The sequence below is a fragment of the Cobetia sp. genome, assembly GCF_983723665.1.
On record NZ_CFDJES010000023.1, the window covers coordinates 2,382 to 6,317 of the forward strand.

Here is a 3,936-nt window from a genome sequence, read left to right on the forward strand (position 1 = left end):
CCCTGCGACCTTGGTCAAAGCGCCGCATAATGACCTTTACGTTAACGTCAACTTTGACCTAGAGTAATTTCCATCACACGCCAAGGCGGCCCATGACGGGCGGACTTGATAAGCCGGTCGCGACAGACCGTTTGCCATCAGGTCATCACAGCCCCTGGCGGGCCTTGCTCATCGCGCTTCACCGATCTACAGGATGCCAGATCATGCACAGCCTCTATTCACCGCTGGATTTCGGACTCGACGAGACACACACCCTGCTGCGTGAGCAGGTCAACGCCTTTGCCCGCGACGAGATCGCCCCGCGCGCCGCCGAGATCGATGCCAGCAATGCCTTCCCCGATGACCTGTGGCAGAAGTTCGGCGACATGGGCCTGCTCGGCATCACCGTGCCGGACGAGGACGGCGGCAGCGGCATGGGCTATCTGGCGCACTGCATCGCGATGGAAGAGATCTCGCGCGCCAGCGCCTCGGTGGCGCTCTCCTACGGCGCGCATTCCAACCTGTGCGTGAACCAGATCAAGCTCAACGGCACTGCCGAGCAGAAGGCACGTTATCTGCCGCAACTGATGAGCGGCGAGCATGTCGGCGCGCTGGCGATGTCCGAACCCGGCGCCGGCTCTGACGTGGTCTCGATGCAGCTCAAGGCCGAACTGCGCGGCGATCACTACGTGCTCAACGGCAACAAGATGTGGATCACCAACGGCCCGGATGCCCACACCCTGGTGGTCTACGCGAAGACCGACCCGGACGCCGGCTCCAAGGGCATCACCGCCTTCATCATCGAGCGTGACTTCCCCGGTTTCTCCACCGCCCAGAAGCTCGACAAGCTCGGCATGCGCGGCTCCAACACCTGCGAACTGGTCTTCCAGGACTGCCAGGTGCCGGTCGAGAACGTGCTGGGTGAGGTCAATCGTGGCGTCAAGGTGCTGATGCGCGGGCTCGATTTCGAGCGCACCGTACTGGCCGCCGGCCCCATCGGCATCATGCAGGCCTGCATGGACATCGTGGTGCCCTACCTGCATGAGCGTCGCCAGTTCGGCCAGGCCATCGGTGAATTCCAGCTGGTGCAGGGCAAGGTCGCCGACATGTACACCACCCTCAATGCCTGTCGCGCCTATCTGTATGCGGTCGCCAATGCCTGTGATCGCGGCCAGACCTCACGCAAGGACGCCGCGGGCGTCATTCTCTACTGCGCCGAGAAGGCCACCCAGATGGCGCTGGATGCCATCCAGCTGCTCGGCGGCAACGGCTACATCAACGAGTACGCTACCGGACGCCTGCTGCGAGACGCCAAGCTTTACGAGATCGGCGCCGGCACCAGCGAGATTCGCCGCATGCTGATCGGGCGTGAACTGTTCAACGAGAGCGCCTGATACCTCTCGTCATCCCCTACTCTTTTTCGCAACCCTTCGCCGCTGGAGCTTGCTCGATGGCCATACTGACCTCCCTGATCAATCCGCGCAGTGACCAGTTCCGCGCCAATGAAGCGGCGATGCAGGCCGAGGTCGATCGCCTGCACCAGCTGCTGGAGACCGTCGCGGCCGGTGGCGGTGACAAGGCGCGTGAACGTCACGAGTCGCGCGGCAAGCTGTTCGTGCGCGAACGCATCGACCACCTGATCGATGAAGGCTCGCCCTTCCTCGAACTCTCTGCGCTGGCGGCCCACGACGTCTACGACAGCCCTGTCCCCGGCGCGGGCCTGGTCACCGGCATCGGCCGCGTCAGCGGCGTGGAGTGCGTCATCGTCGCCAACGACGCCACCGTCAAGGGCGGCACCTACTTCCCGATGACGGCCAAGAAGCATCTGCGCGCCCAGGAAATCGCCCGCAAGCATCGCCTGCCCTGTCTCTATCTGGTCGATTCCGGTGGCGCGCATCTGCCCCACCAGGACGAGGTCTTCCCGGACCGCGACCACTTCGGCCGCATCTTCTACAACCAGGCCACGCTGTCTGCCGAGGGTATCCCGCAGATCGCCGTGGTGATGGGGTCATGTACCGCAGGCGGCGCCTATGTGCCGGCGATGGCGGACGAATCCATCATCGTGCGCGAGCAAGGCACCATCTTCCTGGCGGGGCCGCCGCTGGTGAAGGCCGCCACCGGTGAGGACATCAGCGCCGAGGCACTGGGCGGCGCCGAGGTGCACTGCAAGATCAGCGGCGTGGCCGACCATCTGGCCGACAACGACGCCCATGCCCTGCAGCTGGCTCGCCGCGCCGTGTCGCGCCTCAACTGGCAACGCAAGGGCCAGCTCGCGCTGCGCGAATCGCGTCCGCCACGCCTGGACCCGCAGGAGCTCTACGGCATCGTCGGCACCGACCTCAAGAAACCCTACGACGTGCGCGAAGTGATCGGCCGCCTGGTGGATGACTCGGACTTCGACGAGTTCAAGCGCGAGTACGGCGAGACGCTGGTCACCGGCTTCGCGCATCTGCATGGCCATCCGGTCGGCATCCTCGCCAACAATGGCGTGCTGTTCTCGGAAAGCGCCCTCAAGGGCGCGCACTTCATCGAGCTGTGCACCCAGCGCCGGATTCCACTGATCTTTCTGCAGAACATCACCGGCTTCATGGTCGGCTCGCGCTACGAGCACGAAGGCATCGCGAAGCACGGCGCCAAGCTGGTGGCGGCGGTGGCCTGCGCAAAGGTACCCAAGTTCACGGTGCTGATCGGTGGCAGTTTCGGCGCGGGCAACTACGGCATGTGCGGGCGCGCCTATGACCCCAACCTGCTGTTCATGTGGCCCAACTCACGCATCTCGGTGATGGGCGGCGAGCAGGCCGCCAACGTGCTGGCACAGGTCAAGCGCGACCAGCATGCCCGCGAGGGGCGCGAGTGGCCCGCCGAGGAAGAAGAGGCCTTCAAGGCGCCGGTACGCGAGCAGTACGAGCGTCAGGGCCATCCGACCTACGCCAGTGCGCGCCTGTGGGATGACGGCGTGATCGACCCGCTGCAGACCCGCGACATCCTCGGTCTGTCACTGGCCGCGGCCATGAATGCCGAGATCGAGGACAGTCGCTTCGGTGTGCTGCGCATGTAACCCGTCAAGCGCTACAACAATGCTTGTGACCTGTACCGAACACAAGTAGTCATCTTGAAGCTAACAGAATGGAAGAAAGCACGATGACAGAGCCGCGCCAATCGAGTCGACTCGAGATAGATCAACACGGCGTCGCCCGCCTCACTCTGCTGCGTCCCGAGGTGCACAACGCCTTCGATGATCTGCTGATTGCGGAGCTGAATCAGCATCTGGAGAGCCTGCACGCCAGGGCGAGTCGCGATGAAGTGCGTGTGGTGGTACTGGCCTCCGAGGGCAAGAGCTTCTCGGCCGGCGCCGATCTCAAGTGGATGCAGCGCATGGTCGAGTATTCGCTGGAGGATAACCTCGCCGACTCACGCGAGCTTGCGCGACTGATGCAGCTGCTCGATGAGCTGCCCTGCCCCAGCGTGTGTCGTGTCCAGGGCGCCACCTTCGGCGGTGCCGTCGGCCTGGCGGCCTGCTGCGACATCGTGATTGCCGCCGAGCGGGCGCGCTTCTGTCTCTCCGAAGTGCGCATCGGCCTGGCACCGGCTGCCATCAGTCCCTACGTGCAGCGCGCCATCGGCTCACGCCAGATGCGCCGGTATGCCCTCAGCGCCGAGGTGATCGACAGTGCCACCGCGCAGCGCATCGGCCTGGTCCACGAGACCTGCCCCGATGAGCTGCTGGAGGCGCGCGTCACGGAGATGGTGCAGACCCTGCTGGCCACCTCGCCTGCCGCCAGTCGCGCCACCAAGGCGCTGCTCAGCGAGGTGGCTCAGGCACCTGCCAGCGCCGCGACCCGTGAACGCTGCTGCGAGGTGATCAGCCAGCTGCGCGTCAGCGAACAGGGCCAGGCCGGTCTGGCCGCCTTCTTCGCCGGCACGCCGGCGCCCTGGGTGCCGACCGAGAACCAAACA

The 3,936-nt window shown here is 65.0% G+C and carries 3 protein-coding genes; all 3 read left to right on the forward strand.

Annotation, left to right across the window (positions count from 1 at the left end):
• Nucleotides 1-203: 203 nt before the first annotated feature.
• Nucleotides 204-1,373 (forward strand): isovaleryl-CoA dehydrogenase, encoded by a 1,170-nt coding sequence (locus tag AC4FAH_RS04065; protein WP_213113952.1) that lies wholly within the window; start codon nt 204-206, stop codon nt 1,371-1,373.
• Between the two features lie 56 nt (nt 1,374-1,429).
• A complete protein-coding gene (locus AC4FAH_RS04070) occupies nt 1,430-3,037 on the forward strand; it encodes a carboxyl transferase domain-containing protein (protein WP_225347061.1) in 1,608 nt (535 codons plus the stop codon).
• An 83-nt stretch (nt 3,038-3,120) separates the two neighbouring features.
• Nucleotides 3,121-3,936 (forward strand): enoyl-CoA hydratase-related protein (locus tag AC4FAH_RS04075; RefSeq protein WP_490245670.1); only part of this gene is annotated, 816 nt, incomplete at its 3' end.

Coding starts and splice junctions, on each gene's coding strand:
- AC4FAH_RS04070 (WP_225347061.1), top strand. CDS start 1,430: ATGGCCATACTGACCTCCCTGATCAATCCGCGCAGTGACCAGTTCCGC.
- AC4FAH_RS04065 (WP_213113952.1), top strand. CDS start 204: ATGCACAGCCTCTATTCACCGCTGGATTTCGGACTCGACGAGACACAC.